Origin of the sequence: Streptomyces sp. LHD-70 (genome assembly GCF_031157275.1) — a bacterium.
Taxonomy (GTDB): domain Bacteria; phylum Actinomycetota; class Actinomycetes; order Streptomycetales; family Streptomycetaceae; genus Streptomyces.
In genome coordinates this window covers 82,966-109,537 of the sequence record NZ_JAVIFW010000007.1, presented here as the reverse complement: position 1 = coordinate 109,537, position 26,572 = coordinate 82,966, and the positions used below count along the sequence as shown (strand labels likewise).

The following is a 26,572-nucleotide window of genomic DNA, read 5'->3' as shown; positions in this document are numbered from 1 at the left end:
TGGTCATACGGCCGGGGCCGGGCGCCGCACACGCCCGGCCCCGGTAGCCCGTGTGTGTGAGGGACACCCGGGCAGCGGGAGGAAGCCGAGGGAGGTTGGTGCGGTCGCCGGGCCGCGGCTGTCCTCTGCTGCGCGGCCCGGCGACCGGATCGTGAGGGCCTGTCAGGCCTTCCCGACTGCCGCGTGACGTGTCGTCAGGATGCGGTGGACGAGACGGGCGCCCGCGCGGGCCGTGCGGTGGTCGACGTCGAGGTCGGGGTTGAGCTCCGCCACGTCCACGACCAGCGGCTTGCCGCTCGCCGCGATCCGGGCGCAGACCCGCTCGACGATCTCCATCTGCACACCGTGCGCGGCCGGGGCGCTGACGCCGGGCGCGACCGCGGCGGGCAGCACGTCGAGGTCGATGCTCAGGTGCAGCACGTCACCGCCGTCGACGAACGCGTCGGTGAACGCGTCCACCTTGGCCACGTCGAGCAGCCCGCACTCCGTGTCCGCCAGATACCGTACGCCGAGCGCGTCCGCCGTACGGAACAGATGCTCCGTGTTGCTCGGCTGACTCACGCCGAGGACCTGGTAGTTCAGCCGCCGCCCGAGCTCCTCCTCGCCCCGCGCCATCTGCAGGAACGGCGTGCCGGAGCTGGGGCGGACGTCGTCGCGCAGGTCGAAGTGCGCGTCCAGGTTCAGCACGGCGAGCCGTCCGCCCGACCGCACTACGCCGCAGTCGCGCAGGCCCAGATACGTGCCGTACGCCACCTCGTGACCGCCGCCGAGGACGATCACCGGGGAGCCGCTGTCGAGCAGCGCGGTGACGGCCTCACCGAGGCGCCGGTGGCCCGACTCCAGGTCTCCGTCGGCGACTTCGACGTCACCGGCGTCGAGCGCGGTCAGCGGGGCCGGGAGCGCCATCGACGCGAGGGCGGCCCGCAGCTCGCGCGGACCGTTCGCCGCGCCCTGCCGCCCCTTGTTGCGCCGTACGCCCTCGTCGCTGCGGAAGCCGACGAACGCCGCGTCCCACGGGCCGGGCCCACCGGAGTCCGCAGTGACGACGTGGTGCCAGCGCAGGTGGGCGTCCCCGGGACCGTCGTCCCGGCCGTGCCACCGCTCCGCGGCCGCGTCCACCGGGAGGGAGGCAGTGGCGCTCACTTGGCCTCGCCCTCGGCCATCGGGATGCGCACGCCGCGCTCGCGGGCCACGTCACCGGCGTGCTCGTACCCGGCGTCGACGTGCCGGATGACACCCATGCCCGGGTCGTTGGTGAGCACCCGGGACAGCTTCTGCGCGGCCAGCTCGGTGCCGTCGGCGATGCAGACCTGGCCGGCGTGGATGGAGCGCCCCATGCCGACGCCGCCGCCGTGGTGGATGGAGACCCAGGAGGCGCCGGACGAGGTGTTCACGAGGGCGTTGAGCAGCGGCCAGTCGGCGATCGCGTCGGAGCCGTCGAGCATGGCCTCGGTCTCGCGGTACGGGGAGGCCACCGAGCCGGAGTCCAGGTGGTCGCGACCGATGGCGACCGGGGCGGACAGCTCGCCGCTCGCGACCATCTCGTTGAACTTCAGCCCGGCGCGGTGCCGTTCGCCGTAGCCGAGCCAGCAGATGCGGGCGGGCAGGCCCTCGAAGGAGACGCGCTCGGCGGCCATGTCGAGCCAGCGGTGCAGGTGCTTGTTCTCCGGGAACAGCTCCTTGATGGCCTTGTCGGTGGCCTCGATGTCCTTCGGGTCGCCGGACAGGGCGGCCCAGCGGAACGGGCCGAGGCCCTCCTCGAACAGCGGGCGGATGTGCGCCGGGACGAAGCCGGGGAAGGCGAAGGCGCGCTCGCAGCCTGCCTTGCGGGCCTCGTCGCGGATCGAGTTGCCGTAGTCGAACACCTCGGCACCGGCGTCGAGGAAGCCGACCATGGCCTCCACGTGCAGGCGCATCGAGTGCCGCGCCTTGTCGGTGAATCCGGCCGGGTCCGCCTCGCGCTCCTTGTCCCAGTTCTCGACCGTGACGCCGACGGGCAGGTAGGCGAGCGGGTCGTGGGCGGAGGTCTGGTCGGTGACGATGTCGATCGGGGCCCGGCGGCGCAGCAGTTCGGGGAAGACCTCGGCGGCGTTGCCGACGACGCCGATGGACAGGCCCCGGCGCTCGTCCCGGGCCTGGACCGCAAGCTCCAGGGCGTGGTCCAGGTGGTCGGCCTTGACGTCCAGGTAGCGGGTGCCGATGCGGCGGTCGATGCGGGTCTCGTCGACGTCGACGCAGATCGCGACACCGTCGTTCATCGTCACGGCGAGCGGCTGCGCGCCGCCCATGCCGCCGAGTCCCGCGGTCAGCGTGATGGTCCCGGCGAGGGTGCCGTCGAACTTCTTGCGGGCGACCGCGCCGAAGGTCTCGTAGGTGCCCTGGAGGATGCCCTGGCTGCCGATGTAGATCCAGGAACCGGCGGTCATCTGCCCGTACATGGTGAGGCCGCGGGCCTCCAGGGAGCGGAACTCCTCCCAGTTCGCCCAGTCGCCGACCAGGTTGGAGTTGGCGAGGAGCACGCGCGGCGCCCACTCGCTGGTGCGCATGACGCCGACGGGCTTGCCGGACTGCACGAGCATCGTCTCGTCGTCCTTGAGCGACTTCAGGGTCCGCACGATCGCGTCGTACGCGGCCCAGTCACGGGCGGCCTTGCCGGTGCCGCCGTAGACGACCAGGTCCTCGGGGTGCTCGGCGACCTCCGGGTCGAGGTTGTTCATGAGCATGCGCAGGGCGCCCTCCTGCTGCCAGCCGAGGCAGGTGAGTTCGCTGCCACGGGGTGCGCGGATGTGGCGGGCATCGGGGGAGGTGCCGGTCATGTTCACTCCAGGTCGCTTACGGAGGTACGGAGGTACGCAGGCACCCGCCGGTACGAGGAGGTACGGGGGTGCTGTGTGCTCCATGACAGGCCCGGCGCGAGCCGCGATCCAGCGACGCGGCGCGAAGTTCTCGGATCCGAGAACGCGATCGCCGGAACCTGGTGATCCGGGGCCTGACCAGGCCAAGTCCCCTCGCCTACACTGCCGGTGAGTCTCGGGCCGCGGCACGGCGGACCGATGGGGGACGAGGACGGTGGACGGCTTGGTCGTGAGCGCTGAGGAACTCGCCAGGCTCTATGCGGCGCAGGAGCCCGCCTCGGCCCCGGCCTATCAGCGGGTCAAGGACCTGGTGGCGGGCCAGATCGCGGGCGGGAGCTGGCGCGAGGGGCAGGCGCTGCCCTCGGAGAGCCAGTTCGTGGAGTCCCTGGGCCTGTCCCGGATGACCGTCAACCGGGCCCTGCGCGAGCTGAGCGCCGAGGGTCTGCTGCGCCGCGTGATGGGGGTGGGCACCTTCGTGGGGCGCCGCAAGAGCAGCTCGGCCCTGGTCGAGGTGCACGACATCGCCGACGAGATCCGGGGCCGCGGCCATCAGCACACCGCCCGCGTGCTCTCCCTGCGCGAGGAGCTCCCGGACCCGGAGACCGGCGCCCAGCTCGGGCTCGACGGGCGGCGCAGCGCGTACCGCTCCCGGGTCGTGCACCTGGAGGACGGCAAGCCGGTCCAGCTGGAGGACCGCTTCGTCCACCCGGACTTCGCGCCCGGTTATCTGCGGCAGGACTTCACGGCCCGTACGCCGTACGCGTTCCTGTCCGAGGTCGCGCCGCTCGGCCGGGGCGAGCACATCGTCGAGGCGGTGCTGCCGTCGGCCGAGGAGTGCGAGATCCTCCGCGTGGGCCCGTCCGAGCCCTGCCTGCTGATCCGGCGGCGTACGTGGTCGGGCGAGGCGGTCGTCAGTGTGACGCGGCTGATCCACCCCGGCTCGCGCTACCGCCTGGAGGGGACGTTCGACGCGCACTGAGGCGCGTACCGGACGCGGGGCGCCGGCCGGACATCGCGGCGGTCAACCGGGCCGCCGCGCGTTCCAGGACCTCGCGCACCTCGTCGGGGGAGTGCTTGCTGTAGTGCCGCTGCCAGGTGGAGCTGAGCGCGGCGACGGGCCGCTCGTTGTGGTCGAACGCCGCGACCCCGAGCGACCTGAACCCCTCGGAGACCAGCTCGACCTCCTCCGACCAGCCGCGTTCCCGGTCGGTGGCGAGCAGGTCGATCAGCTCGGCGAGCGAGCGCGGCCCCTTGCCCGTCCGCGTGATCAGGCTGGCCTGGCGCGGGAAGAGGGCGCGCAGCTGGGCCGGTGAGGAGTGCGCGAGGACGGCCCGGCCGTTGGCCGTGAGGTGGGCGGGCAGCCGTACGCCGACATCGGTCACGAGCGCCGGGTCCGCCTCGCCCGACCGGCCGGACGGCGGGCGCTCCTTGAGCAGGTACACGGTCTCCGCGCCGTGCACGATGCCCAGGTGCACGGTCTGCCCGAGCCGTGCGGAGGCGCTGCGCAGGATCGGATGGGCGAGCCGCTCCAGGGGTTCGTGCCGCAGATAGGCCGAGCCGATCTCGAACGACGCGACCCCGAGGCCGTACGCCTGCTCCTGAGGCAGATACGTGACGAAGCCGCGGTCCACCAGGACGGTGAGGATGTGGTACGCCGACGAGCGGGGGATGCCGAGCTCGCGTGCGAGGGCCGCCGCCTGCACCGGTCCGGAGCGGCCCGCGAGATGCAGGAGAATGTCCAGGGCTCGCCCGACGGCGGGCGAGGCGCTCGACGTCGTCTCTCGTTCACCCATTGGTCCACCTCTTGACGAGCCTGTATATACAGGAATATACAAGGCCCTCGTCATGCGGGATGTGCCGACGGAAGCCGTAGACCGGCCCGTGATCCAACCCCGCTACCTCGTCCGGAACACGGCGTTCCAAGGAGGCCCTTCCTTGACCAGCGACACCTCGTCGTCCCTGCAGCGCGGGCTCAAGTCCCGGCACATACGCTTCATCGCCCTGGGTTCCGCCATCGGGACCGGTCTCTTCTACGGTTCCTCGGAGTCCATCAAGGCGGCCGGGCCCGGAGTCCTGCTGGCCTATCTCATCGGCGGTGCCGCGGTCTTCCTCGTACTGCGCTCGCTGGGCGAGATGGCGGTGGCCAGACCGAGCGCCGGATCCTTCGGTGAATACGCCACAAAGTACCTCGGGAAGCTGCCCGGCTTCCTCACGGGCTGGACGTACGCCCTGGAGATGATCGTCGTCTGCCTGGCGGACATCACGGCCCTCGGGCTCTACATGGGCTTCTGGTTCCCCGACGTGCCCCGCTGGATCTGGCTGCTCGCGGCCGTCGTCGTCATCGGCGTGATGAACCTGTTCAGCGTGAAGGTCTTCGGTGAGCTGGAGTTCTGGCTGTCGTTCGCCAAGGTCGTCGCCATCGTCGCGATGATCCTCGGCGGGCTCGCCATCCTCGTCTTCGGCATCGGCGGCGACGACGGCGCGAGCATCTCCAACCTGTGGAGCCACGGCGGCTTCCTGCCCAACGGGGTCCAGGGGCTCGTGCTCTCCTTCGCCGTGGTGATGTTCGCCTTCGGCGGCACCGAGATCATCGGCGTCACGGCCGGTGAGGCGCAGGACCCGGAGAAGACGATCCCGAAGGCCGTCAACACCATCCCCGTACGCATCATCCTGTTCTACGTCCTGACCCTCGCCGTGCTGATGTCGCTCGACCCGTGGAAGCACATCGGGTCCGAGGGCAGCCCGTTCGTCGAGATCTTCGCCGGGCTCGGCGTCACGGCCGCCGCGGGCGTGCTGAACCTCGTCGTGATCATCGCGGCGCTCTCCGCCATCAACAGCGACATCTTCGCGGCCGGCCGGATCATGTACGGCATGGCCGAGCGCGGCCAGGCCCCGGCCGTCATGCGCAAGGTCTCCCGCAACGGCGTGCCCACGATGACCGTCGGCATCATGATCGGCGCCCTGCTCTTCGGCGTGGTGCTCAACTACCTGATGCCGGAACGGATCTTCCTCGTCATCGCCTCGATCGCCACCTTCGCGACCGTCTGGGTCTGGCTGATGATCCTGCTGTCCCAGGTCAGCGCCCGCCGGAAGATGACCCCGCAGGAGGTCGCGGAGCTCAAGTACCCGGCCCCCTTCTGGCCGTACGGGCAGATCATCACGATCGTCTTCATGGCGGGTGTGGTCGTGCTGCTCGCGTTCTCCGAGGACACCCGGATCGCCCTGATCGTCGGCGGGGTGTGGCTGGCCCTGATGACGGCGGTGTTCTACGTGTTCGTACGGCCGGGGCTGCGGCGGGCGGAGGCGGCGGAGGACGTGCCGGTCCAGGCCGACCAGGTGCTGGAGGCTGCGCCTCGGGCGTAGGTCTCTTTTGGCCCCTCCCCGCCCCTTCCCGGAGGCCCGTCCGGCGAGGACTTTCGGGAAGGGGCGGGTCAGGGGAGAGAACCGGCGGTACCGCGAACCATGCGGTGCCGCCGGTTCTCGTCTGTCAGGGGCACCGTCAAGCGTCTGGGATGCCAGACAGCAACCAACCCGTACCCCCTGCCGAAACACCCCCGACCTCAGGCTTCATTGACCCATGAACGAAACCTTCGTAGGGGTCGGCCCCCTCTCCGCCGCCGATGTCGTGTCCGTCGCCCGGCACGGGGCCCGCGTGACCCTCAGCCACGAAGCCCTCGGCGAGATCTCCCAGAGCCGCAAGGTCATCGAGAACCTCGCCGACGACGTGGTTCCGCACTACGGCGTCTCCACCGGCTTCGGCGCCCTCGCCACCCGCCACATCCCCGTCGAGCTCCGCGCCCAGCTGCAGCGCAGCCTCGTCCGCTCCCACGCGGCCGGTTCCGGCCCCGAGGTCGAGCGTGAGGTCGTCCGCGCCCTGATGCTGCTCCGCCTCTCGACGCTCGCCACCGGCCGTACCGGTGTGCGCCCCGAGACCGCGCAGGCCTACGCGGACCTGCTCAACGCCGGTATCACCCCGGTCGTGTACGAGTACGGCTCCCTCGGCTGCTCCGGTGACCTCGCTCCGCTCGCCCACTGCGCCCTGGCCGTCATGGGCGAGGGCCAGGTGCGCGACGCCGCCGGCGAGCTGGTGTCCGCCGCCGACGCGCTCGCCGCCGCCGGGCTCGCCCCGGTCACGCTGCACGAGAAGGAGGGCCTGGCCCTCATCAACGGCACCGACGGCATGCTCGGCCAACTCGTCATGGCCGCCCACGACTTGAGGCTGCTCCTTCGTACGGCCGACATCGCCGCCGCGATGAGCGTCGAGGGCCAGCTCGGCACGGACGCCGTGTTCGCCGCCGACCTGCAGGCCCTGCGCCCGCACCCGGGCCAGGCCGCGAGCGCCGCCAACCTCACGGCCCTGCTCAAGGACTCGGGGATCGTCGCGAGCCACCGCGGCCCCGAGTGCACCCGCGTCCAGGACGCGTACTCGCTGCGCTGCTCCCCGCAGGTGCACGGCGCCGCCCGCGACACCCTCACGCACGCCGAGACGGTCGCCGACCGCGAGCTGGCCAGCGCCATCGACAACCCCGTCGTCACCCCCGACGGCCGGGTCGAGTCCAACGGCAACTTCCACGGTGCGCCCGTGGCCGCCGTCCTCGACTTCCTCGCGATCTCCGTCGCCGACGTCGCCTCCGTCAGCGAGCGCCGTACGGACCGCTTCCTGGACGTCGCCCGCAACCACGGGCTCAACGCGTTCCTCGCCGACGACCCCGGCGTCGACTCGGGCCACATGATCGCCCAGTACACGCAGGCCGGCATCGTCTCCGAGCTCAAGCGGCTCGCCGCACCGGCCTCGGTGGACTCGATCCCCTCCAGCGCCATGCAGGAGGACCACGTGTCCATGGGCTGGTCCGCCGCGCGCAAGCTGCGCCGCGCGATCGACGGCCTGACCCGGGTCGTCGCCGTCGAGATCCTCACCGCGGCCCGCGCCCTCGACCTGCGCGCCCCGCTGGAGCCGTCCCCCGCCACGGCCGCCGTCCTGGCGGGCCTGCGCGAGCACGTCGAGGGCCCCGGCACGGACCGCTACCTCGCCCCGGAGATCGAGTACGCCGTCCGGTACGTACGCGAGGGCCGCGCCCTGGCGGCGGCGGAGTCGGTGACGGGCCCGCTCGGCTGAGCCTCCCCCCGCCGTACGTCAGGCCCCTTCCGCCACCGTGCACCTGGTGGCGGAAGGGGCCTGCGGGCACTTGCGGCCCGAGGTGCGCGGGGGCCTCGCTCAGCCGCCCGCCCCGCCGATCCGACGGCTCAACTGCTCGGCCGTACGCGATACTTGGGCCGCGATCCGCTGCTGCTCCGCCGCGTCGACCTCCGCCGCGGGGAACGTGACCGCCACCCCGGCCACCGGATGGGCCTGGTGGTCGAGGACGGCCGCGGCGACCGAGGCGAAGCCGGGGGTCACCTCGCCGTCCTCCGTGGCGTACCCGCGGCGGCGGGCCTCCACGAGGAGGTGGCGGAGCGCGGTGAGCGAACCGGGGCCCGTCTCGTTGCGCAGGACGAACGCCGAGGCGTCGGGGAACAGGGCGCGCACCTGCGCCGGGGAGAGGCCTGCCAGGACCGCTCGGCCGCTGGCGGTCAGATGGGCGGGCAGCCGGACGCCGACCTCGGTGACCAGCGGGGCCCGGCCGGGGGCGCGTTCCTCGATGACGTAGATGACCTCGCGCCCGTGCAGCACGGCGAGGTGGGCGTTGTGGCCCGTACGGTCGACCAGCTTCGCCAGCGGCACCCGGGCCAGGCGCTGGAACGGGGCCTGACGGCTGTAGCCGGAGCCGAGCTCGAAGGCCCCGACGCCCAGTCCGTACCGCCGTTCCTCCGGCAGATGCACCACGAAACCCTCGCGCGCCAGCGTGTCGAGCAGGTGGTACGTGGTCGAGCGCGGCACCCCGACGTCCCGGCTGATCGCCGCCGCGGGCACGGGGCCCGCCTGCCCGGCGAGGTAACGGAGGATCGCGAGCACCTGAGCGGCGGCGGGAACTTGGGCCATGGCGGGAGGCTACGTCCGAGCACGCGCCCCATCCCGCACGCCTGCTCCGACGTCTGGGATGCGAGACACCGGCCGGCGAGGTCTTACGGGCCGACGATCTCGCGCAGGGCGCGCTGCTCCACGCACCCGGCGTCGATCGGCGCACCGGTGTGTCTGCTCAACGCCGAGGCGGACAAGCCGAGTTGCTCCTGCGGCACCGCGAACTCGGCGTCCCCTGCTTCGGGGCTCCGCCGCGGACGCCGATCGCCCTCCGGGCTACAGGTTGACGTCCACCTCGTCCGCCTCCGTCCAGAACCCCTCATCCGCGTCCTGCAGCCGCGAAGCCGCGTGCTTCATGTGGCGGCGGACCGCGTCCCGGGCCGCGCGTGCGTCGCCGGACTCGACGGCCTCGAGGATCGCGTGGTGCTCGACCCGCACCGCCTCGATGAAGTCGTCCCGGCGGGCCTCGTTGGCGCGGGTGACGCGGATGCCGCTGCGCAGCACCTCGCCGAGGTAGCGGACGGTCGAGACCATCACCTCGTTGCCCGTCGACTCGGCGATCGACTGGTGGAACGCGAGGTCCTCGTCCACCCCGTCACCCCCGGCGGCCACGGCCCGGTCGATCGCCGCCAGGGCCTGCCGCATCCGCTCGACGTCGGCCGGGGTGGCCCGGGTCGCGGCGAGGGAGGCCGCCTCGCCCTCCATGGCGCGGCGGACCTCCACGATCTTCAGGACCTTCGCCTTGGTCGCGGAGCCCTCGCCGTCCGCCTCCAGGTCGAGCGGCCGGGTGCGGCGCGGCATGACGAACACGCCGCGGCCCTGCCGGGGTTCGACGAGGCCGGCGTTGCGCAGCCGGGACACGGCCTCACGGATCACCGTGCGGCTCACGCCCAGCTGCTTCACCAACTCGACCTCGGTGGGCAGCTTGTCGCCCTCGGCGAGGCGCCCGGACTCGATCTCCTCCGAGAGGATCGCCGCGACCCGGTCGGCCAGCCGTACGGGGCCACTCACCTTGGAGAACATGCGTGCCAGTCTATCCGTCAGCCCTCGACCGCCCCGGCGGCGGCCGGTGCACCGGCGGTCACGGCCTCCGGGTGGTCCTCGACGTACGCCCGTACGACCGCCTCGAAATCGGCGTCGGGCGTGAGGCCGAGCCCCGCCGCCCGCGCGTTGTCGAAGACGGCGGGCCAGGAGCCGACGATCGCCTCGACGGCCGGGTCCGGCTCGACGGTCACCAGGTCCGCGACCGCGTCACCGGCGACCCGGCGCAGCGTCGCAAGCATCTCGGCGACCGTGACGGTGAGCGCCGGCAGGTTCACCGGAAGCTCCCCGTCCAGCTGGCCGGGACCGCTGCCGCGCTCCGCCTCGGCGATCCGCAGGATCCCCTCGACGGTGCGCCGCGGCGAGGCCAGGGCGACCCGCAGGTCCGGGCTGACCGGGCAGACCGCCTCAAGCCCGGCGAGCGGCTCGCGGACAATGCCGGACAGGAAGCCGGAGGCGGCCGCGTTCGGCTTGCCCGGGCGTACGGACACCGTCATGAGGCGGGCCACGCGCCCGTCGAGGAAACCGCGGCGGGTGTACTCGGCGACGAGCTGCTCGCAGATCCGCTTCTGCACGCCGTAGCTGGAGCGCGGCGTGGGCAGCGTCGACTCGCTCACCACGGGCGGCAGCGGCAGCGCGGCGTCCGATCCGTACACCGCGACACTGGACGAGAACACGATCCGGGGCAGCGGACCGCCCGCGGCGGCCTGGGCGCGGGCGGCCTCCAGGAGGGCCCGCGTGGTGTCCAGGTTGGCGCCCATGCCGAGGTCGAAGTCGGCCTCGCACTCGGCGGAGACCGCGGACGCCAGGTGGATCAGGACGTCGACGGGCTCCGCGAAGACCTCGTCGAGCCGTTCGACCAGGTCACCGCGGACCGCCCGCACCAGGGGATCGGCCAGAAGCGGGGAGTCCTCGGGCACGAACCGGTCGGCGAGCACGAGCCGTTCGACGGGCGCCCCGCCCAGGGTGCGGCGCCGCAGCAGGGCCTCGGCGACCTTGTGTCCCAGGAAGCCGAACCCCCCGGTGATGACGATCCTCATGCCTGTGCTCCTCGGTTGTTCACGTGCTGTGCGCCCTCGTGGTCCTTGATCCAGCCGAGCCCCTCGCTCGTGCCGGCCCGCGGGCGGTACTCGCAGCCGACCCACCCGTCGAAGCCCAACTCGTCGGCTACGGCGAGCAGTTGACGGAAGTTCAGCTCGTTCGCGTCGTCCGGTTCGTGGCGGTCGGGCACGCCCGCGATCTGCAGATGGGCGACGCGGCCCGTGGGCAGGTCCCGGCGCAGCGTCGCCGTCAGGTCGCCCTCGACGATCTGGCAGTGGTACAGGTCCAGCTGCACCTTCAGGTTGGGCGCGCCCACCTCCCGTACGACGGCGTGTGCGTCGGCCTGCCGGTTCAGGAAGTAGCCCGGCATGTCACGGGTGTTGATGGGCTCGATCAGCAGGTCCACGCCCGCCGCGGCGGCCTGCGCGGCGGCCCGGGTCAGGTTGGCCACGTAGGTCTCGCGGTGCGCGGCGCGCTGTTCGGGCGTCGCGTCCCGCGGGACGAGTCCGGCCATCACGTGCACCTGCCGGCAGCCGAGCGCGGACGCGTACTCCAGGGCCCGGTCGATCCCGGCGCGCAGTTCGGCCTCGCGGCCCGGCAGTGACGCGAGGCCGCGCTCGCCCGCGTCCCAGTCGCCGGGCGGCGCGTTGAACAGCACCTGGCGCAGGCCGTGCCGGTCGAGCAGGCGGCGCAGTTCGGCCGGGTCGTGGTCGTACGGGAAGAGGTACTCGACGCCTTCGAAGCCGTCGGCTGCGGCTGCGGCGAAGCGGTCGAGGAAGGGGTGTTCGGTGTACATCATGGACAGGTTCGCGGCGAACCTCGGCATGGCTGCTCCTGTGCTCGGAACGGAAGCGGACCCGGGCCTGAACCCGGTACCGGTCATCGGTTCACGACGTGCTTCTTGGTGGTGAGGACCGCGGCGGCGCCGATGATGAGGCTCAGGGCCAGGACGTACATCGGGATCTCGGCCGACCCGGTGGCGTCCTTCAGCTCGCCGATCATGAACGGGCTGACGAAGCCCGCCAGGTTGCCCACCGAGTTGATCACGGCGAGACCGGCGGCGGCAGCGGTGCCGCCGAGGAATGCGGTGGGCAGCGACCAGAACAGCGGGGCGCAGGTCAGCACACCGGCGGCGGCGAAGGACAGGGCGATGAGGGAGAGCGTGGTCGAGCCGCTCCAGCCCGCGGCCAGGGAGAAGCCGACGGCGCCCATGAGGCTGGGTACCACCAGGTGCCAGCGGCGCTCGCGGCGCTTGTCGGCGGAGCGGCCGAAGAGGTTCATCGCGATGAGCGCGGCGAGGAACGGCACGGCGCTGAGCACGCCGATGGTGAGGGTGTCGTCGATGCCGGTCGACTTGACGAAGGTCGGCATCCAGAACGTCAGCGCGTACTGGCCCATCACGAAGCAGAAGTAGATGAGGCACATCAGCCACACCTTCGGGTCGCGGAAGCCGTCCCAGGTGCTGCCGTGCTTCTGGTGCGCGGTGTCCTTGGCGAGGGCCGCCTCGACGATGTCCTTCTCGTCGTCGGAGAGCCACTTGGCGCCACGCACCCCGTTGTCGAGGTAGAAGAGGCAGGCCACACCGATCAGGATCGCCGGGATGGCTTCGAGCAGGAACATCCACTGCCAGCCCTGCCAGCCGTTCTTCCCGTGGAAGGAGTCCATGATCCAGCCGGAGAGCGGGTTGCCGAAGATACCGGCCACGGGGATCGCCGACATGAACATCGCGATGACGCGGGCCCGGCGGTGCGACGGGAACCAGTACGTGCAGTAGAGGATCACGCCCGGGTAGAACCCGGCCTCTGCGGCTCCGAGGAGGAAGCGGAGCACGTAGAACATCGTCTCGTTGGTGACCAGCGAGAACGCACCCGAGACCAGACCCCAGGTGATCATGATCCGGGCGATCCAGGTGCGGGCGCCGATGCGCTGCAGCATCAGGTTCGACGGCACTTCGAAGAGGAAGTAGCCGATGAAGAAGAGCCCCGCGCCGAGCCCGTACGCCGCCTCGCTGAGGCCGAGGTCGTCGGACATCTGCAGCTTGGCGAAGCCGACGTTGACGCGGTCCAGGTACGAGAAGGCGTAGCAGAGGACCAGGAAGGGGACGATGCGGAGAACGACCTTGCGGAACACGGCGTTCTCACGGGCGAGGTCGGGGGCCTCGGCCGTCGTGGTGGACGTGGACATGCGGAATCCTATCTGCGGCTCAGGGGATTCTCGGGCAGGAAGATGAACGGTCGTACGGGGGGACCGGTGGTGCGGGGACGAGCGGTGGTGCGGGGACGGGTCCGGCGGTCACCAGGAGGCGCCGAACGTGGCCTTCAGTTCGTCGAGTGCGGGGACGGGGAGGGGCTCGGGGCGGCGGTCGGTGAGGAGCCAGAGGCGCGCGGTCTCCTCCAGCTCTTCGAGCACGGCGAGCGCGGACGCGGCATCGGGGCCCCAGACGACCGGGCCGAGCCGGTCGAGCAGCACGGCCCTGACCGGGGTGGAGTCGGCGGCCCGCCGGGCGATGTGCCCGGCGACCAGGTCGGCCACGCGGGGATCGCCGGGCCGGTGGTACGGGACGAGCGGGACGTGCCCGACCTTCATGACGTAGTACGGCGTGATCGGGGGGAGCACGTCGTCCTGGGTCCACACGCCGGCCAGGGTCAGCGCGACGAGGTGCGTGGAGTGGGTGTGGATCACGAACCGGGCCGCGGGGTCGGCCTCGTAGATCCGCCGGTGCAGCGTGAGCGTCTTGCTGGCCCGGTCGCCCGCGACCTGGGTGCCGTCGGCGTCGACCAGGGCGAGGTGCTCCGGCGCGAGGAAGCCGAGGGCGGCGTCGGTGGGCGTGATCAGGTGCGCGTCGTCGAGCCTGGCGCTGATGTTGCCGGCGCTGGCGTGCACGTACCCGCGCGCGAAGAGGCTGGTGCCGACGCGGACGATCTCGGCGCGGGCCGCGTCCACGGCCTGCTCGGAGGGGAGGGTCATGCGGGCTCCCCGGAGGCCGCGAGCCGGGCGAAGGCTTCGTGGAAGAAGCCGGGGCCGCCGAAGTTGCCCGACTTCAGGGTGATGTGAAGGGTGTCCCCGCCGGGCAGCGCCGCCGCGCACCACGGCACGCCCGGGTCGATCTGCGGCCCGATGCGCAGGCCGGTGAGGCCGAGTGCCTGGACGACCGCGCCGGAGGTCTCGCCGCCGGCCACGGCCAGCTGCCGTACGCCCAGGTCCACCAGGCCCCGCGCCACGCGGGCCAGGGTCTGCTCGACGAGCTCACCGGCCTCGGCGGCCCCGAGCCTGCCCTGCACGCTCTTGACGGTGTCCGGCGTCTCGGTGGAGTAGACGAGCACCGGCCCGTCGGCGAGGTGCTCGGCGGCGAAGGCCAGGGCCTCGGCGGCGACGTCCGCGCCCTCGGCGATCCGCAGCGGGTCCACGCTGAACGCGGGCCGGCCGGTGCTGAGGAACTCCCGCACCTGACCGTTGGTCGCGGTGGACACCGAACCGGAGACGACCGCCTGGAGGCCTGCGGCCTCAGGGAGCCCGGCGGCGGCGCGGGACGGCTCGAAGCCCCAGTTGGCGGGAAGGCCGATGGCGAGCCCCGAACCGGCGGTCACCAGCGGGAGGTCCTTTACGGCCGCGCCGAGCCGTACGAGGTCGTCGTTGGAGACGGCGTCGACGATGGCGGCGCCGAACCCCTCCTTGCGCAACTCCTCGATACGGTCGAGGACTTCGTCCGGACCGGCCGCGACGGCGTTGTGGTCGATCAGACCCACCGGGCGCGCGGACTGCGACTGAAGGACCGACACCAGGTTGGAGTCCGTCATCGGCGTCAGCGGGTGGTGGCGCATGCCGCTGTCGCTCAACAGGACGTCCCCGACGAAGAGATGGCCCTTGAACACGGTCCGCCCGTTGTCCGGGAATGCCGGTGTGGCCACCGTGAAGTCGGTGCCGAGGGCGTCCATCAGGGCCTCGGTGACGGGGCCGATGTTGCCGTCCCGGGTCGAGTCGAAGGTGGAGCAGTACTTGAAGTAGATCTGCTCCGCACCCGCCGAGCGCAGCCAGTCGAGGGCTCGCAGCGAGACCTCGACGGCCTCTTCGGCGGGCGTGGTCCGCGACTTGAGGGCGATGACGACGGCATCCGCGTCGATTGGCCCCGGGGTGCCGGGCGCGGGTACGTCGATCAGCTGGACGACGCGCATGCCCGCGCGTACGAGGTTGTTGGCGAGGTCGGTGGCGCCGGTGAAGTCGTCGGCGATGCAGCCGAGTCGGATCGTCATGGTCAGTTCTCCTCCGCCTGCCGGCGCTCGGGCCGCTCGACGTCGCTCCGGCCGGGCAGCTCGATCCCCGGGAACGTCTTGATCACCGCGCTGTCGTCCTCGCCGCCGAGACCGGACGCGGAGGCCTGGAGGAACATCTGGTGCGCGGTGGCCGCGAGCGGCAGCGGGAACTTCTCCGGGCGGGCCGCGTCGAGCACGAGCCCGAGGTCCTTGACGAAGATGTCGACCGCCGACAGCGGCGTGTAGTCCCCGGCCAGGACGTGCGCCATCCGGTTCTCGAACATCCACGAGTTGCCCGCGCTGTGCGTGATCACCTCGTACAGCGCCTCGGCGGGCACCCCGGCCTTGATGCCGAGAGCCATCGCCTCGGCGGCCGCGGCGATGTGCACCCCCGCGAGCAGCTGGTTGACGATCTTTACCTTGGAGCCGGTGCCCGCCTCGTCGCCCAGGCGGTAGACGGTGCCGCTCATCGCTTCGAGCACCGGGTCGGCGAGGGCGTACGCGGCGGGGGAGCCCGAGGTCATCATCGTCAGCTCGCCGCTCGCGGCCTTGGCGGCGCCGCCCGAGATCGGGGCGTCCAGGTAGAGCACGTCCCGCTCGGCGAGCCGCTTCTCCAGCCGCGCCGACCAGTTCGGGTCGGCGGTGGAGCACATCACGTACACGGAACCGGGGCGCAGGGATTCGGCCGCACCGCGGACCTCGCCCGCGCCGAACAGGACCGCCTCGACCTGTGCCGCGTTGACCACGACGCCGACGAGGACGTCGACCTCGGCCGCCAGCTCGGCGGCCGAGGCGTAGGCCGTACCGCCGTCCTCGGCGAAGGCGGCGGCGACCTCGGGGCGCAGATCGTGGACGCCGACGTCGAAGCCCGCGCTGCGCAGGCTGCGGGCCATCCCGAGCCCCATGGCCCCGAGGCCCACCACACCCACGCGGGGCGGCGCCTGCCTGACCTGGTCGTTCATGAAACATCCTCGTTTCGCAGTGCAGTCCGGTGCGGTCCGCCGAGGGCTGGTGCTCGATGCGGCCCTGGGAGCGGCGCTCCGGTCCTGATTCCGTGCGGCGATCGCGTCATATGATGACCTGCGGACAGCGTCTAATGGAACTGTGATGCCGGTCACATTGCGGGGTCCGGCTCGCGCGGACTTCGAACCGGCCCGTCCTGGGCAGGACTTCACCCATGGACGAACAGGAAGCCACCACTCCGGACGCGGCCGGCCTCGGCCCCTGGGCCCGCCACCGCCGCACACCCCTGTACGCGACGCCCCGCCTCACCGCGTACCGCGACGAGGTCACGTTCCCTGACGGCAGCACCGGCCCGTACAACTGGGTGCGCGTCCCCGACCAGGTGCGGGTGGCCGCCCTGGTCGACGGGGCGCTCCTCGTCTGCGAACAGCACCACTACCTGACCGGCGTGATGTGGCAGCTGCCGGGCGGCTCCGTCGACCCGGCGGACGGCGACCCCGCCACAGCCGCCCGCCGTGAACTCGCCGAAGAGACCGGCTACCGCGACGGCCACTGGACCGACCTCGGCACGCTGCATCCCCTGCCCGGCGCCACCCCGGCCCGCGTGCACCTGTGGAGCACGGTCGACCCGGACCCGTACCCGGCGGCGCCGGAACCCGTCGAGGCGGACCTGAAGATCCATCACGTACCCCTGGCCGAGGCCGTGTCGGCGGTCCGCGACGGGCGGCTGCGGTGCGCGGCGAGCGCGGCACTGGTTCTTGCGGTGGCCCTGGGGGAGGGGCGCAGGTCCTGAGGGCCGCGCGGTCCGAGATGTGCGCCCGGGTGCGGAGGCTCAAGTGTCTCGGCGGGCGGCCCCGTGCCGTTCGCGGGCGCCCCGCGCCCGTACCGCACGCGCCGCCTCCGCGAGCGCGGTGACGGCCGGTTCGCCCGCCCGGTCGCGGTGCCAGGCCAGGGCGGCGGTGGACGGCGGCAGATCCGGTACGTCGACGTAACGGACGCCCGGACGCGGGAAGAGGTGGCGGGCGGGGGCGGGCAGGAGCGCGACGGCCTGTCCGCGCGCGACGGCGAGCAGCATCCCCTCCACGCCGGACACCATGGGCCCGAATCGCGCCGGGCTCCCGTCGGGCCGGGGGTTCGCCGCCCAGAAGTCCCACCAGAACCGGGGCACTTCGGGCGGTACGTCGACCACGGGCCGGTCGGCGAGCTCGGCGAGGGTGAGCCGTTCGGCGCCGGAGAGCGGATCGTCGTCGGCCAGGCAGACCACGCGAGGCTCGGTGGCGAGCGTCACGGCGTCGAGGTCGGGGGCGAGGGGCGGTCGCAGGAACGCCGCCTGCACGGAGCCGCCCGCCAACGCCTCGAACTGCTCGGCGAACCCGAGCGCGCGCAGTTCGAAGGTCAGCCGCGGATGGCGCCGGTGCAGCTCGTCGAGTACGTCGTGGGTGTACGGCATGGCCGCCTCGCCACCGATCGCGCCCAGCGTCAACGCGCCGCCCAGGGCCGCGGGTTGGTCCGCTTGCCCCTGCCCCTGCCCGTGCCCGTGCCCGTGCCCGTGCCCGTGTCCGTGTCCGGCGAGGTGGCGGAGCCGGTCCAGGGAGGCCACTACGGCCCGCGCCTCGGGGAGCAGGGCGTGGCCCGCCGGGGTGATGTCGAACGGCCCGTGCCCCGCGGGGGGCGTCAGGCACAGCCGCAGCCGGCTCTCCAGCGCGCGCAGCTGCCCGGTGACCGAGGCGGCCGGAACCCGCAGCCGCCGGGCGGCGCGGTCGACGTCCCGCTCCTCGGCGACGGTGAGGAACGACCGCAGCTGATCGGGGCTCGGATCCACCCCGGGCCGATCCTCGCCACCGCCACCGCCACCGCCACCGCCACCGCCACCGCCACCGCCACCGCCATCGCCACCGGCGCCTGCACCGCCACCGCCACCGGCGCCTGCACCGCCACCGGCACCGGCGCCTGCACGGCCACCGACCGCCCCACCTCGCCGGGCCGATCGCCCGGCCCTCGCCCGCGGGGCGGCCTCCGGGCTCCTGGCCGTGGCTCCCCGATGCAGCAGACCCGGGTCGTTGCGCAGGACCCGCTGATGCAGGGTGAGCAGTTCGGGGCCGGGGTCGGTGCCCAGGTGCTCCACGAGACCTCGCCGGGTGGCCTCGAACTGTCGTAGCGCTTCCGCGGGTTGTTCGTCGCGGTAGAGGGCCGTCATCAACAGCCGTACGACGCGCTCGTCCAGGGATTGGGCGACCGCCAGCTCACGCAGGGCCGACAGGGCGGCGCGGTGGCGGCCGAGGCGTAACTCGCCCTCCGCCAGGTCGAGTCGGGCGGTGAGGTGGTCCCGGTCGAGCTGGGTGCGCTGCCCGGCGGCCCACTCCCCGGAGATCCCCGAGAGGGGCGTACCCCGCCACAACTCCAGTGTCTCGCCCAGGAGTTGGCATCCGCGTACGTCCTCGTCCTCCCGGAACGCCACGGCCGCGGCGGCGGTGAGGCGGGTGAAGCGGTGCGCGTCCACCTGGTCGGGGTGCACGGTGAGCCGGTAGCCGTCGGCGTCACGGACGAGGCGGACCGTGCCCGCCCCGTCCTCGGCCGACCGCAGGGCACTCCGCAGCCGGGCGACATAGCCGTACAACACATTGCGTGCCGCGGCCGGTGGGTGCTCGCCCCATACGCAGTCGATGAGCCGCCCCGGCGTCACCGCGCGTCCCGCCGCGCCGATGAGGACCGCGGCCACACACCGCCGCTTCGCGTGCCCGAGGCTGATCCGCTCGCCGTCGTCCGTCGTCGCCTCGACCGGCCCCAGCAAGCCGAACCGCATGACTGCCCACCCCCGTCGAGTCGTCACCCGCACCACTGTTTGCGTGCCGTCGCCCGATGTCAGCCGCATCCACACCATCGGCCACGGACCGTCACGGCCCGTTCATCGCGGGCGCGGCCCGGCCGGCGGCGTGTGGCGCGCGCAGAGGAGGGCACCCGGTCCAGAGCGAGTCAAGGAGGACCGATATGCGTGCGGTCGAGTACTGCCTGGTCGCCGTGGACTGCCCGGACCCGGTCGCCCTCTCGGGCTTCTACCAGGGGCTCCTCGGGGGCGAGGTGAAGAAGTACGACGACAACTGGTACGACCTGTACGTGCCGGGAGGCCACCGCATCGCCTTCCAGCGCGCCCCCGGCCACCGTCCGCCCCAGTGGCCGCGCGCCGACGACAACTCCCAGCAGCTGCACCTCGACTTCCACGTCAGGGACATGGGGGCGGCCGAGACGCAGGCCCTCGCCCTGGGCGCGGTACCGCTCGACCTGGACGACCAGGACGGACAGCGCGGCTTCCGGGTGTACGCGGACCCGGCGGGGCACCCTTTCTGCCTCTGCCAGGAGTGAGCCTCTCCGGCCGTGGCTCCCGCCGTGGCTCCCGCCGCGGCTCCGGTGGCGCGCGGCGCGCGCCCGAGCGGCTGCGGTGGTTCGCTTGGGGGTGGCAGGTCGCAGCCCGCCGAGGCTCGCAGCCCGCTGAAGCGCGCACCCCGGCGATGGACTCAGCCCGGCGATGGACTCAGCCCTACGAAGGAACGGCCCATGAACGACCAGAGCACCACGAGCAAGGCAGCGGACGGGGCCTCGGCCTCGAGCAGCCGCTGTGTCACCGTGACGCTGAGTGACTGCAAGGCCGACGAGGCCCACGCCGTCCTCGACTACCTGAGCAGCCTGTTCCCGTACGAGGAGTCCGGCCCGGTGACGCCCGACAAGCACCCGCACACGCCCACCGTCTGGTCCGCCACCCTCGACGTGACGACCCCGGCCACCGCGTCCAGCGTGCCGCGCCGGCCCGTGGGCGTGCACGGACCGGTCGAGGTCACGCTGCAGGGCACACCGCTGGACGTCGCGGCCGTCCACGGCGCGCTGGAGGACGCCTTCGAGTTCCACGACGAGGGCACGGTCTCGGGCGACCAGGAGCGGGAGGTGCAGTTGCGGATCAGCTCACGGTGAGCGCAGGCCCCCGAGGCTCGGCCCACCGGCCCACCGGCCCACCGGCCCACCGGCCCACCGGCCCACCGGCCCACCGGCTTAGCGGCTCAGCGGCTCAGCGGCCCACCGGCCCCCCGGCCCCCCGGCCCCCCGGCCCATCGGCTCAGCGGCCCCTGCGCACCCGGGCCGCCTTGCGGGCTTCGGCGAGCTTGCGGGCCTCGGCCGACTTGCGGGAACCGCCGCCGCCCTTGGCGGTCCTCGTGCCGCCCGTCCCCGTGTCGCCCTTCGTGCTTCCCAGTCCGCGGAAGGGCTGGTTGGTGTTCTTGGGGCGGGGTGCCGCACCGTCGAGCGACGTGCCGGAGGGCGTCCTCGCCCCGGTGATCCGGCTCAGCTCCGCCTCGCCCGAGCGCACCTTGGTGACCTTCGGCTCGACGCCCGCCTCAGCCGTCACGCCGCTCAACTCCCGCCGCCCACCCGACAGTACGAGCGTGACGACCCGGCCCGACTCCCCGGCGCGAGCGGTGCGCCCGGCGCGGTGCAGGTAGTCCTTGGCGTCGGCCGGCGGGTCGACGTTGACGACCAGATCGAGGTCGTCGACGTGCAGGCCGCGGGCGGCGACGTTGGTCGCCACGAGGGCGGTGACCTCCCCGTTCCTGAACTGCGCGAGCGTCCGGCTGCGCTGCGGCTGCGACTTCCCGCTGTGCAGCGCCGCGGCGTGCACCCCGCTCGCCCGCAGGTGCCGGGTGAGCTGGTCGACGCCGTGCTTGGTGTCGAGGAAGAGCAGGACACGGCCGTCGCGCGCGGCGATCTCCGTCGTGACGGCGTACCGGTCGGGCCCGTGGACGACGAGTACGTGGTGCTCCATCGCCGTGACCACGCCCGCGGACGGGTCGACGGAGTGCACGACCGGCTCGCGCAGATAGCCCTCGACGAGCTGTGCGACGTCCCGTTCCAGGGTCGCCGAGAACAGCAGCCGCTGACCGTCGGCCGCCACCAGGTCGAGCGCCTCCCTGACCTGCGGAAGGAAGCCCAGGTCACACATCTGGTCGGCCTCGTCGAGCACGGTGATCCGGACCCGCCCCAGGCGGACGGCCTTGCGCTCGACCAGGTCGTGCAGGCGGCCGGGGGTGGCGACGACCACCTCGGCGCCGTCCCGCAGCGCGGCGATCTGGCGGCCGATGGACAGGCCGCCGACGACTGTCGCGACCCGCAGCCGCAGCGCCTCGGCGTACGGCGTGAGTGCCTCGGTGACCTGCTGGGCCAGCTCGCGCGTGGGCGCCAGGATCAGCGCGAGCGGCTGCTTCGGCTCGGCCCGCCGCCCGGCCGTCCGCGCCAGCAGCGGCAGACCGAACGCGAGCGTCTTGCCGGAACCGGTCCGCCCGCGCCCGAGCACGTCCCGACCGGCGAGCGCGTCGGGCACCGTCGCCGCCTGGATGGGGAACGGCTCGCGCACGCCCCGCTCGGCGAGGGCCCGCAGCACCGGGGCGGGCAGCCCGAGCCCGGCGAAGCCGTCGGCGTCCGGGAGTTCGGGGTGTTCGGGGTGCGTCATGAGGAGCCTTCCGCAGGCGTACGTACCGAGGAAGGCCCGGCAGGAGTGGTCAGCAGAACTGAGGAGAGTCCCTGAAACAGTACCGGCGGAAAAGCCGGTGCGGCGCCACAGGACCGGCGCCTACCGTGCTGACATGCGCATCGTCTTCACCAAGGGCCCCGGCACGAGCTACGACATCGCGGTGCACCGCGAGGCGGGCGCGGCCCTGGCCCCGCGAGGCGGCCCCGGCGGCCACCCGTACCTTCCGCACGACCTCGTGCACTTCCTCGTCGAGGCCGAAGCGGGCATCGAGCTGGGGGTGTACGGACGCCTGGCCGCCGGGGACAACGGCATGTTCTGGCCCGCCGACCCGGCCGAACGCACCAGGGCCGCGCGCCGCCGCAAGCAGCGGCCGGCGCAGTCGACACCGCGCGCCAAGGCCGACATGGAGCGCTCGGAGGAGCTGGCGGGCATCGCCGTACCGGTGTGGGAGCTGCGCCGCGGCCACGCGAAGACCCTCCCCGCCTACGTGCCGGAGGCCGAGGCGGCCACCCCGCTCGTCGAGCGCATCGTGGCCCGCCTCGACACCTGCGCCGACCGCTGGCACGCCCTTCCGGTGGGCGGCTCGCTCGAACTGAACTGGTAGCGGCGCAGGACACGGGCAGGGCAGGGACCGCACGCGTGCTGAGCGGCGGGGAGGGGGAGCGGCGCCGCACCGGCGCCGCACCGGCGCCGTGATCGACGGCTACATGGCCTCCTTGCGGCGCACCATCTCGCCGATCCACACCGGTGCGTACGGCGACGTGCAGCCGGGGGACGTCGGGTAGTCCCTGAGGACCTCAAGGCGTTCGCCGATGCCGAGGGCGCGGGCGCGGAGCTCTGAGTGCTCGATGCCGATCTGGGCCAGGCAGGTGTTCATCGCCCACTGCAACCGGTCCGGGGCGTCCTTCATCTCCGCCTCGACGACGTCCAGGAGTCCCGCCAGATCGAGGCCGTCGGGCCTCTTCACCACGCGCTCGGCGGTCAGCGCCCACCCGGCGCTCGCGACGGCCGGGTCCGGGTCGGCGGACCAGGCCACGCGCAGCTCCTCGGCGTGCGGGCTCTTCTTCACCACGTGGTTCACGAGCCAGTCGTGCACCTTGGGCGTACGCGCCGCGCGCACCATGACGTCCAGCTCGTCCCGGTCGAACGCCTTCGGACGGCAGACGAGGAGCGCGAGGAGCCTCGCCGCGGTGTCGTCCGTCGCCCACAGCGCGCGGGCCAGCTCCTGCTGCGTCTTCAGCCGCTTCGCGAGCGCCCGCAGCTTGCTGAGGTTGACCCCGTGGTCGTCCCCGTGCCGCTCGTTGACCGCCCGCGCCTTCGGGTCGTCGAGCGCGGCCAGCTCGGCCATCACCTCGTCCACCGGCATCTCGCCCACCACGGGCCACCTTCCGTCGCTCCCGTACGCGGTCCTCACGTACCGGATTCAGCGTACGGCGGTGCCGGGACCGGTCGATTCAGTCGGCCGACTCAGTCCAGGGCCCGCACCCAGGCCGTCGCATCCCCCGGAAGCCGTCCGTCCGGCTCGACCGGGCTGCTGGCCAACAGGAGCTCACCCTCGGGCAGCCGCACCGGGTCCGCCCCGAAGTTGGTGACGCAGTGCCAGCCGCCCGCGCGCCGGAAGTGCAGGACGTCCGCCGAGCCTGTGTCGACCCACGCGAAGCCGGGCCCCGCGTCGAGCGTGCTCCGCAGCCGCAGCGCCGTGCGGTACAGGTTCAGCGTGGAGTGCTCGTCCCGCTCCTGTACGGAGACCGCGTACGCGCCGAACCAGTCCGGCTGAGGCGGCCGCGCCGGGCCGGGACCGAAGCCGAAGGACGGGCCGTCTGCCGTCCAGGGGAGCGGGACACGGCAGCCGTCGCGGCCCTTCTCCCGCCCGCCGGACCGGGTCGCGACCGGGTCCTGGAGGACCTCCTCCGGCAGGTCGCCCACCTCGTGCAGGCCCAGCTCCTCGCCCTGGTAGATGTACGTCGAACCGGGCAGCGCCCAGGTCACCAGGGCCGCGGCGCGGGCGCGGCGCTCGCCGAGTGCGCGGTCCAGGGCCGGGGCGGAACCGTCCGTGAGCAGCCACTCCTTGGCGGCCTCGATGGCGGTGAGCTTCGGGTGCTCGGGGAGTCCGTACCGCGTGGCGACGCGGGCCGTGTCGTGGCAGCCGAGCAGCCAGGTCGTCGTGGACCCGCTCTCCGCGGCCTGCGCGAGGCCCGAGTCGATGGCCCGCGCGAAGTCCGCGGACCGCCAACCCGCCTCCTGCATCTCGAAGTTGAAGGCCTGGCCGAGGCCGTCGGGCGAGGCGTAGCGGGCCCGGCGGGACGGGTGGGCGAAGGCCTCGGCGACCGCGAACCGCGGCGGGTCGTACGCGTCGAAGACCCGGCGCCAGGACGCGTAGATCTCGTGCACGGCGTCCCGGTCCCACAGCGGGTGCGAGCCGTCCGTGCGCGGCTCCATGCCGACCTCGGACCATGGGGCGAGCGGCTCGGACAGATCCTTTGCGAGCCCGTGCGCCACGTCCACGCGGAATCCGTCGACGCCGCGGTCCGACCAGAAGCGCAGCGTGTCGAGGAAGTCCTCGCGGACCTCGGCGTCGTCCCAGTTGAGGTCCGGCTGCTCCTTCGCGAAGAAGTGGAAGTACCACTGGCCGTCGCCGACCGGCTCCCAGGCGCCGCCGCCGAAGCACGACTCCCAGTCGCTGGGCGGCAGTTCACCGTTCGGGCCGAGGCCGTCACGGAAGATGTAGCGCTCCCGCTCCCGCGAACCCCGCCCGGCGGCGAGTGCGGCCCGGAACCACTCGTGCCGGTCGGAGGAGTGGTTCGGCACGATGTCGACGACGACCTTGATGCCGGCGTCGTGCAGCGCCCGCACCATCGCGTCGAACGCGCCGAGGGTGCCCAGGCGCGGGTCGACGTCGCGGTGGTCGTCCACGTCGTAGCCGCCGTCGGCGAGCGCGGACGGGTAGAACGGGCTCAACCAGACGGCGTCGACGCCGAGTTGCTTCAGATAGGGGACGCGGGAGGTGACCCCGGCGAGGTTGCCGATGCCGTCCCCGTCCGTGTCGGCGAAGCTGCGGGGGTAGATCTGGTAGACGACGGCGTGCTTCCACCAGGTGTCGGACATGCGGAACTCCAGGGGTATGAAGGCGAGTTGGAAGGTGGTGGAGGTGGCGTCACTTGATCGCGCCGCGCGTGACCCCCGACATCACCCAGCGCTGGGCGAAGAGATACGCGAGCAGCGTCGGCGCCATCGCCATCAGGTAGGAGGCGAAGGCCACGTTGTAGTTGGAGGAGAACTTGAGCTGGAAGATCTTCTGCACCACGGGGATCGTCTGCATCGACGGATCACCGATGATCATCGACGGCATCATGAAGTCGTTCCACGACATCAGGAACGCGAAGATCCCGACGGTCGCGTTCATCGGCGCGAGCAGCGGAAAGATCAGCTTCCAGAACGTCTGCCAGGTCGAGCAGCCGTCGATCCGCGCGCTCTCCTCCAGCTCGTACGGGATGGAGCGCAGAAACGCCGTGTACAGCAGGATGTTGAACGAGATCCCGAACAGGATGTGCAGCACGGCGACGCCGAGCGGATTGTCCAGGCCCGCCATCGACGTCAGCTTCACCTGCGGCAGCGCCACCACGGGGAACGGGATGAACATCGCGGCGAGCAGGTAGAAGTACGACCACCGGAACAGCCTGCGGTCCCAGTTGCGCGCGATCGCGTACGCGGCGAGCGAGGACACGATCAGCTGGCCCGCCACCGCCACCACGCTGATCAGCAGCGAGACCGCGAAGGCCCGGGGGAAGTCGGTGAGTTCCCATGCCGTGCGGAAGTTGCCGAGCTCCAGCGGCGAGGGCAGGTCGAAGCCGGAGCCGGAGGCCGCCTGGCGGTCGGTCTTCAGGGCCATGAGGACCGCGAAGACGAGGGGGACGAGCACGGCGAGCGTGCCCACGGCGAGCAGCCCTGTCCGCAGCCGGCTCGCCGGGCGGCCCTCCTCGCCGGCCCTGCGGGCGGTGATCGTCATGACAGGTTCACCTCGCGGTTGCGTACGAAGAGCAGTTGGAGCAGGGAGACGCCCGCGGTGAAGAGGAAGAACACCACCGCGTTGGCCATCTGGAAGGCGTACTCGCCGTCCTCGAAGCCGCCGAAGATCGTCATGGCGACGCTCATGGTCGCGGTCCCGGGACCGCCGCCGGTGAGGCCGACGATGATGTCGTACGCGTTCAGGAAGCCCTTGAAGCCCAGGATCGTGTTGATGACGACATAGCCGATGAGCAGGGGGAACGTGATGCTGCGGAAGCGGCGCCAGGGGCCCGCGCCGTCCAGTTCGGCGGCCTCGTAGATGTCCCTCGGGACGGCCATCAGACCGGCGAGATAGATGATCATGGCGCTGGGGGTGGCCTGCCAGGCCGTCACGATGACGACGGCCAGCCAGGCCCAACTCTCGTTCGCCAGCAGGCTGGTCTGCCCGGCCTCCCAGCCGAGATGCGTCGCGAGCGCCGGGACCGCGTTGGAGAACAGGTGGTTGAAGACGTACGCGATGACGATGCCGGAGATCACCATCGGGATGAAGTAGACACCGCGCAGCCCGGTCTTCCACCTGATGCGGCCGTTCAGCCCGATGGCAAGGAGCAGCGCCACGGCGTTGACCACCACGGTGGTGACGACCGCGAACCAGAGGGTGAAGCCGTACGACTCCAGGATGCGGGAGTCGCCGAGCATGGAGGTGTAGTTGCTGAGGCCCACGAACTCCCAGTCGCCGAAGCCCGCGTAGTCGGTGAAGCTGTAGAACATCCCCACCAGGCCGGTCATCGTGATGAACACGGTGAACAGCAGGACCGCGGGGATCAGCATCAGGTAGTACGTCCGCTCGGCCCCGCGCCGGCGGCGCCGCGGCCCGCCCGGGTCCGGCGGCGGGGTGGTGGCCCTCTCGGGGCCTGGCCTGGTGATGGCCGGTGCGCTCATCGTC

24 protein-coding genes are annotated in these 26,572 nt (G+C 72.4%); 7 read left to right on the top strand and 17 right to left on the bottom strand.

Features of this window, described 5'->3' with window-relative positions; genetic code table 11:
* Nucleotides 1-162: 162 nt before the first annotated feature.
* Together hutG and hutU are read right to left on the bottom strand one after the other, a co-directional pair.
* A complete protein-coding gene (gene hutG / locus RCO28_RS15325) occupies nt 163-1,143 on the bottom strand; it encodes a formimidoylglutamase (RefSeq protein ID WP_308941669.1) in 981 nt (326 codons plus the stop codon).
* On the bottom strand, nt 1,140-2,816 hold the full coding sequence (gene hutU / locus RCO28_RS15320; RefSeq protein WP_308941668.1) for a urocanate hydratase: 1,677 nt from the start codon (nt 2,814-2,816) through the stop codon (nt 1,140-1,142). The genes hutG and hutU overlap by 4 nt, the downstream gene beginning before the upstream one ends.
* A 268-nt stretch (nt 2,817-3,084) precedes the next feature.
* Here hutU and hutC point away from each other — a divergent pair, with 268 nt between their 5' ends.
* Nucleotides 3,085-3,834, top strand: a complete 750-nt coding sequence (hutC, locus tag RCO28_RS15315) for a histidine utilization repressor (RefSeq protein ID WP_308941667.1) — start codon at nt 3,085-3,087, stop codon at nt 3,832-3,834.
* On the opposite strand, the gene RCO28_RS15310 is transcribed toward hutC, so the two are convergent.
* A complete protein-coding gene (locus RCO28_RS15310) occupies nt 3,767-4,648 on the bottom strand; it encodes an IclR family transcriptional regulator (protein ID WP_308941666.1) in 882 nt (293 codons plus the stop codon). The genes hutC and RCO28_RS15310 overlap by 68 nt on opposite strands.
* A 142-nt stretch (nt 4,649-4,790) precedes the next feature.
* Between RCO28_RS15310 and RCO28_RS15305 the strand changes: the two genes are divergently transcribed.
* Nucleotides 4,791-6,218, top strand: a complete 1,428-nt coding sequence (locus tag RCO28_RS15305; RefSeq protein WP_308941665.1) for an amino acid permease — start codon at nt 4,791-4,793, stop codon at nt 6,216-6,218.
* A 214-nt stretch (nt 6,219-6,432) separates the two neighbouring features.
* Nucleotides 6,433-7,971, top strand: a complete 1,539-nt coding sequence (gene hutH, locus RCO28_RS15300; RefSeq protein ID WP_308941664.1) for a histidine ammonia-lyase — start codon at nt 6,433-6,435, stop codon at nt 7,969-7,971.
* A gap of 99 nt (nt 7,972-8,070) precedes the next feature.
* Here hutH and RCO28_RS15295 read toward each other — a convergent pair whose 3' ends face one another.
* The 8 genes from RCO28_RS15295 to ltnD all read right to left on the bottom strand — a co-directional run bounded on the left by RCO28_RS15295 (nt 8,071) and on the right by ltnD (nt 16,108).
* Complete coding sequence (locus RCO28_RS15295; protein ID WP_308941663.1) at nt 8,071-8,835, bottom strand: IclR family transcriptional regulator; 765 nt, start codon at nt 8,833-8,835, stop codon at nt 8,071-8,073.
* 255 nt (nt 8,836-9,090) lie between these two features.
* Complete coding sequence (locus RCO28_RS15290) at nt 9,091-9,837, bottom strand: FadR/GntR family transcriptional regulator (RefSeq protein ID WP_308941662.1); 747 nt, start codon at nt 9,835-9,837, stop codon at nt 9,091-9,093.
* 17 nt (nt 9,838-9,854) lie between these two features.
* The gene (gene denD, locus RCO28_RS15285) at nt 9,855-10,895 is read right to left on the bottom strand and encodes a D-erythronate dehydrogenase (protein ID WP_308941661.1); all 1,041 of its coding nucleotides are present in this window, start codon (nt 10,893-10,895) and stop codon (nt 9,855-9,857) included.
* The gene (gene otnI, locus RCO28_RS15280; RefSeq protein ID WP_308941660.1) at nt 10,892-11,722 is read right to left on the bottom strand and encodes a 2-oxo-tetronate isomerase; all 831 of its coding nucleotides are present in this window, start codon (nt 11,720-11,722) and stop codon (nt 10,892-10,894) included. Before otnI ends, denD begins: the two co-directional genes overlap by 4 nt.
* A gap of 53 nt (nt 11,723-11,775) precedes the next feature.
* Nucleotides 11,776-13,080 carry an MFS transporter gene (locus RCO28_RS15275; RefSeq protein ID WP_308941659.1) on the bottom strand — a complete coding sequence of 435 codons (1,305 nt, stop codon included), beginning with the start codon at nt 13,078-13,080 and terminating at the stop codon, nt 11,776-11,778.
* Nucleotides 13,081-13,188: 108 nt separating this feature from the next.
* A complete protein-coding gene (locus RCO28_RS15270) occupies nt 13,189-13,863 on the bottom strand; it encodes an aldolase (RefSeq protein ID WP_308941658.1) in 675 nt (224 codons plus the stop codon).
* Entirely contained in the window at nt 13,860-15,146 is a 1,287-nt protein-coding gene (gene otnK / locus RCO28_RS15265; RefSeq protein WP_308941657.1) for a 3-oxo-tetronate kinase, read from the bottom strand. Before otnK ends, RCO28_RS15270 begins: the two co-directional genes overlap by 4 nt.
* 2 nt (nt 15,147-15,148) lie before the next feature.
* Nucleotides 15,149-16,108 carry an L-threonate dehydrogenase gene (gene ltnD, locus RCO28_RS15260; RefSeq protein WP_308941656.1) on the bottom strand — a complete coding sequence of 320 codons (960 nt, stop codon included), beginning with the start codon at nt 16,106-16,108 and terminating at the stop codon, nt 15,149-15,151.
* A 215-nt stretch (nt 16,109-16,323) separates the two neighbouring features.
* Between ltnD and RCO28_RS15255 the strand changes: the two genes are divergently transcribed.
* Complete coding sequence (locus RCO28_RS15255; protein ID WP_308941655.1) at nt 16,324-16,902, top strand: NUDIX hydrolase; 579 nt, start codon at nt 16,324-16,326, stop codon at nt 16,900-16,902.
* 39 nt (nt 16,903-16,941) lie between these two features.
* Here the strand turns inward: RCO28_RS15255 and RCO28_RS15250 are convergent, their stop codons facing one another.
* Nucleotides 16,942-18,912 (bottom strand): BTAD domain-containing putative transcriptional regulator, encoded by a 1,971-nt coding sequence (locus RCO28_RS15250; RefSeq protein ID WP_308941654.1) that lies wholly within the window; start codon nt 18,910-18,912, stop codon nt 16,942-16,944.
* 185 nt (nt 18,913-19,097) lie between these two features.
* On the opposite strand from RCO28_RS15250, the gene RCO28_RS15245 reads away from it, so the two are divergent.
* Nucleotides 19,098-19,469 carry a VOC family protein gene (locus RCO28_RS15245; RefSeq protein WP_308941653.1) on the top strand — a complete coding sequence of 124 codons (372 nt, stop codon included), beginning with the start codon at nt 19,098-19,100 and terminating at the stop codon, nt 19,467-19,469.
* A gap of 192 nt (nt 19,470-19,661) precedes the next feature.
* Nucleotides 19,662-20,072: a hypothetical protein gene (locus RCO28_RS15240; protein ID WP_308941652.1), complete on the top strand. Its 411-nt coding sequence runs from the start codon at nt 19,662-19,664 to the stop codon at nt 20,070-20,072.
* 142 nt (nt 20,073-20,214) lie between these two features.
* On the opposite strand, the gene RCO28_RS15235 is transcribed toward RCO28_RS15240, so the two are convergent.
* Entirely contained in the window at nt 20,215-21,600 is a 1,386-nt protein-coding gene (locus RCO28_RS15235) for a DEAD/DEAH box helicase (RefSeq protein ID WP_308941651.1), read from the bottom strand.
* Nucleotides 21,601-21,733: 133 nt separating this feature from the next.
* Here RCO28_RS15235 and RCO28_RS15230 point away from each other — a divergent pair, with 133 nt between their 5' ends.
* Nucleotides 21,734-22,225: a hypothetical protein gene (locus RCO28_RS15230; protein WP_308941650.1), complete on the top strand. Its 492-nt coding sequence runs from the start codon at nt 21,734-21,736 to the stop codon at nt 22,223-22,225.
* Between the two features lie 99 nt (nt 22,226-22,324).
* Here the strand turns inward: RCO28_RS15230 and RCO28_RS15225 are convergent, their stop codons facing one another.
* The 4 genes from RCO28_RS15225 to RCO28_RS15210 form a co-directional block, all read right to left on the bottom strand.
* On the bottom strand, nt 22,325-22,987 hold the full coding sequence (locus RCO28_RS15225) for a DNA alkylation repair protein (protein ID WP_308941932.1): 663 nt from the start codon (nt 22,985-22,987) through the stop codon (nt 22,325-22,327).
* Between the two features lie 101 nt (nt 22,988-23,088).
* Nucleotides 23,089-24,726, bottom strand: a complete 1,638-nt coding sequence (locus tag RCO28_RS15220; RefSeq protein ID WP_308941649.1) for a glycoside hydrolase family 13 protein — start codon at nt 24,724-24,726, stop codon at nt 23,089-23,091.
* A gap of 49 nt (nt 24,727-24,775) precedes the next feature.
* Nucleotides 24,776-25,627 carry a carbohydrate ABC transporter permease gene (locus RCO28_RS15215; RefSeq protein WP_308941648.1) on the bottom strand — a complete coding sequence of 284 codons (852 nt, stop codon included), beginning with the start codon at nt 25,625-25,627 and terminating at the stop codon, nt 24,776-24,778.
* Nucleotides 25,624-26,568, bottom strand: a complete 945-nt coding sequence (locus tag RCO28_RS15210) for a sugar ABC transporter permease (protein WP_308941647.1) — start codon at nt 26,566-26,568, stop codon at nt 25,624-25,626. The genes RCO28_RS15215 and RCO28_RS15210 overlap by 4 nt, the downstream gene beginning before the upstream one ends.
* Between the last annotated feature and the right edge of the window lie 4 nt (nt 26,569-26,572).

What these genes read in the sequence shown, in the direction of transcription:
- hutU (WP_308941668.1), bottom strand. Translation starts at nt 2,816, where the DNA reads ATGACCGGCACCTCCCCCGATGCCCGCCACATCCGCGCACCCCGTGGC.
- RCO28_RS15310 (WP_308941666.1), bottom strand. Translation starts at nt 4,648, where the DNA reads ATGGGTGAACGAGAGACGACGTCGAGCGCCTCGCCCGCCGTCGGGCGA.
- hutH (WP_308941664.1), top strand. Translation starts at nt 6,433, where the DNA reads ATGAACGAAACCTTCGTAGGGGTCGGCCCCCTCTCCGCCGCCGATGTC.
- RCO28_RS15295 (WP_308941663.1), bottom strand. Translation starts at nt 8,835, where the DNA reads ATGGCCCAAGTTCCCGCCGCCGCTCAGGTGCTCGCGATCCTCCGTTAC.
- RCO28_RS15290 (WP_308941662.1), bottom strand. Translation starts at nt 9,837, where the DNA reads ATGTTCTCCAAGGTGAGTGGCCCCGTACGGCTGGCCGACCGGGTCGCG.
- denD (WP_308941661.1), bottom strand. Translation starts at nt 10,895, where the DNA reads ATGAGGATCGTCATCACCGGGGGGTTCGGCTTCCTGGGACACAAGGTC.
- otnI (WP_308941660.1), bottom strand. Translation starts at nt 11,722, where the DNA reads ATGCCGAGGTTCGCCGCGAACCTGTCCATGATGTACACCGAACACCCC.
- RCO28_RS15275 (WP_308941659.1), bottom strand. Translation starts at nt 13,080, where the DNA reads ATGTCCACGTCCACCACGACGGCCGAGGCCCCCGACCTCGCCCGTGAG.
- RCO28_RS15270 (WP_308941658.1), bottom strand. Translation starts at nt 13,863, where the DNA reads ATGACCCTCCCCTCCGAGCAGGCCGTGGACGCGGCCCGCGCCGAGATC.
- otnK (WP_308941657.1), bottom strand. Translation starts at nt 15,146, where the DNA reads ATGACGATCCGACTCGGCTGCATCGCCGACGACTTCACCGGCGCCACC.
- ltnD (WP_308941656.1), bottom strand. Translation starts at nt 16,108, where the DNA reads ATGAACGACCAGGTCAGGCAGGCGCCGCCCCGCGTGGGTGTGGTGGGC.
- RCO28_RS15255 (WP_308941655.1), top strand. Translation starts at nt 16,324, where the DNA reads ATGGACGAACAGGAAGCCACCACTCCGGACGCGGCCGGCCTCGGCCCC.
- RCO28_RS15250 (WP_308941654.1), bottom strand. Translation starts at nt 18,912, where the DNA reads ATGCGGTTCGGCTTGCTGGGGCCGGTCGAGGCGACGACGGACGACGGC.
- RCO28_RS15245 (WP_308941653.1), top strand. Translation starts at nt 19,098, where the DNA reads ATGCGTGCGGTCGAGTACTGCCTGGTCGCCGTGGACTGCCCGGACCCG.
- RCO28_RS15240 (WP_308941652.1), top strand. Translation starts at nt 19,662, where the DNA reads ATGAACGACCAGAGCACCACGAGCAAGGCAGCGGACGGGGCCTCGGCC.
- RCO28_RS15235 (WP_308941651.1), bottom strand. Translation starts at nt 21,600, where the DNA reads ATGACGCACCCCGAACACCCCGAACTCCCGGACGCCGACGGCTTCGCC.
- RCO28_RS15230 (WP_308941650.1), top strand. Translation starts at nt 21,734, where the DNA reads ATGCGCATCGTCTTCACCAAGGGCCCCGGCACGAGCTACGACATCGCG.
- RCO28_RS15225 (WP_308941932.1), bottom strand. Translation starts at nt 22,987, where the DNA reads ATGCCGGTGGACGAGGTGATGGCCGAGCTGGCCGCGCTCGACGACCCG.
- RCO28_RS15220 (WP_308941649.1), bottom strand. Translation starts at nt 24,726, where the DNA reads ATGTCCGACACCTGGTGGAAGCACGCCGTCGTCTACCAGATCTACCCC.
- RCO28_RS15215 (WP_308941648.1), bottom strand. Translation starts at nt 25,627, where the DNA reads ATGACGATCACCGCCCGCAGGGCCGGCGAGGAGGGCCGCCCGGCGAGC.
- RCO28_RS15210 (WP_308941647.1), bottom strand. Translation starts at nt 26,568, where the DNA reads ATGAGCGCACCGGCCATCACCAGGCCAGGCCCCGAGAGGGCCACCACC.